Source organism: Pseudomonas sp. dw_358 (assembly GCF_018449655.1).
Lineage (GTDB): Bacteria > Pseudomonadota > Gammaproteobacteria > Pseudomonadales > Pseudomonadaceae > Aquipseudomonas.
The window spans coordinates 1-2,183 of the sequence record NZ_JAAVUX010000040.1; the positions used below are offsets into that span (position 1 = coordinate 1).

At 65.0% G+C, this 2,183-nt stretch carries 2 protein-coding genes; both read right to left on the bottom strand.

Annotated features, from left to right (window positions below):
- Positions 1-278: 278 nt before the first annotated feature.
- A complete protein-coding gene (locus tag HB675_RS25615) occupies positions 279-632 on the bottom strand; it encodes a cupin domain-containing protein (RefSeq protein ID WP_213881956.1) in 354 nt (117 codons plus the stop codon).
- A complete protein-coding gene (locus HB675_RS25620) occupies positions 629-1,753 on the bottom strand; it encodes an FAD-dependent oxidoreductase (protein WP_213881957.1) in 1,125 nt (374 codons plus the stop codon). Before HB675_RS25620 ends, HB675_RS25615 begins: the two co-directional genes overlap by 4 nt.
- Between the last annotated feature and the right edge of the window lie 430 nt (positions 1,754-2,183).

The following is a 2,183-nucleotide window of genomic DNA, read 5'->3' on the forward strand; positions in this document are numbered from 1 at the left end:
CGACCAAGGTCGGCTCCTACGAAGCGTCTCGCACCTTTGATTTTCAAGTTGAAATCTAATAGGGCGATCACCCTCAGTCGCGCGTCACCCACACACCCGGCGTAGCCCACAGCTGGACTGCGGTTAAACCCAACCGGCGTAGGAGCCGACCTTGGTCGCGATGCAGGCGACGCGGTCCGGCGGGCCTGATGCGGTGCTGGCATCGCGACCAAGGTCGGCTCCTACGAAGCGTCTCGCACCTTGGATTTTCAAGTTGAAATCCAATAGGGCGATCACCCTCAGTCGCGCGTCACCCACACCTTGCGGGTCGTCTCCAGAATCCGCCAGATGCCCTTGTACCCAGGCTTCATCACAAAGCTGTCGCCAGCACGGATGATCACCGGCGGCTTGCCTTCTTCGGTCAGCTCGCTGACGCCGCTGAGGATGGAGCAGAACTCCCAGGTCTCGCCCTTGATCGACCAATAGGCACCCGGCGTGGCTTCCCAGACGCCGCTGGTGACGACGCCGTCGGCGGTCTGTTCGATGTCCCAGGTGGTGAACTGCGGGTCGCCATCCACCAGCCGCTCAGGGGCAGGGCGACCGTGGCGTGGGGTGCCGAGGTCGGCGAGGTTGAAGTGGGTCAACAGGCTCATGAAAGCTCCGGGGTGGTGACAGGAAGTTTGCCGGCAGCCCAATGTTGCAGCTGCGCGGGGGTGAGTTCGTGGTCTAGGCAAGCGATGACGCGCTCGCCCATCAAGGCGGAAAACTTGAACATGCCGCCGCCGCAGTTGGTGACCACCAGGGCCTTGCCCTGGGGCTCGACACGGAAGGCGTCGCTGCTGTCCAGCACGTAGTAGCCCACCTGCATGCGCTGGGAGCGATAGGCCTCGGCGTCGCGCAGGTACGGGGCGAAATAGCGGATGACGTCATAGCCTTCCTCCGGCGGCCCGGCGAAACCATCGGCCGGGCTGCCCAGGCGCCGATGCTGGCCCGAGCCGAATTTAAGGCCGGTGCCTTGCACGGGCATCAAGGCGTAGTTGGCGCCTTCGCCCAGGTCGGTGATGCAGGGCCCGTTGGCCCAGTGGGCGCGGTGTTGCTCGGGGGCCTGCACGTAGCACACCGCCTGGCGCGCAATGCGCAGTTCGCTATAGGCCGGCAGCAAACCCGGCAGCCAGGCGCCGGCGGCAATCACGATCTGGTCCCCTTCAAGCATCTCGGCCGTGGTGTGCACCCGGCCGGCTTCGGTGTCCACCGATTGCACCTGGGTGTTGGCCAGAAGCTTTGCGCCATGGGCCCGGCACCACGCCGCCAGGCCGATCACGATACGGTCGGCAAACAGCACGCCGCCGGTGCTGCTGTAGAGGCCACGGGCGTGGGCGGGCATCTGCAAGTGCGGGCACAGCGCTTCAATACCCGCCGCGTCCAGCCACTGGTGCTCGATGCCGACCTGGGCCATGGTCGCACCGGAGGTGCTGGCATAGTCGCCCTCGGCCAGGGAAATACCCAGGGTGCCGGTGCGGTGGAAATGTTGCGCATCGAGGTCTTGCCACAACCGTTCCCAGGCATCGAAGGCCTGGCTGACCATCAGCGTATAGCCCGGCGAGCGGCCGTACTGGTAGCGAATCAGCCGGTGTTGGTCGAACGAGGCCGAGCGTGAATGGGGAATGCTCCCTTGTTCGATCACAGTGACCCGATGCCCGCGCAGCAAGGCGGCGCGGGCGCTGGACAGGCCGACGGCGCCGGCGCCGATGACGATGATATGTTTCGAGGCCAAGATCGGGCTCCTTGGGTCAAGGTCTTGCCTGCGGCGTATGGGCCATGGCCGCGCCGCCGAGGCGTCGCTCCAGCAGGCGCAAGGCCGTTGGCTGTCGACACAGATTACCGCGAGTGCGGCAGGGGATTGCGGCGAAGTGCAGGGGGGGGCGCAGATAATCTGCTGATTATCCGGCCGTGCGCAGAATGAATGCGCTGGCCGCGCTTCGCCCACAAGGACGCATCGCGGCCAGCGCGGGTCAGGGCTTGCGAAGAGGCCAGTTGTGGCCCACCAGCGGATCTCCCTCAGGCTGGCCTTTCATGCCCGGACTCAAAGGTACTCCACATAGATGACGACACTGCCTCCCACCATCATGATGCTGAGGTAGGTCAGCCCGATCAGACCTATCCATTTCAGTTTGCGCCTGATCGGCAACGGGAGGCTGGCGAGT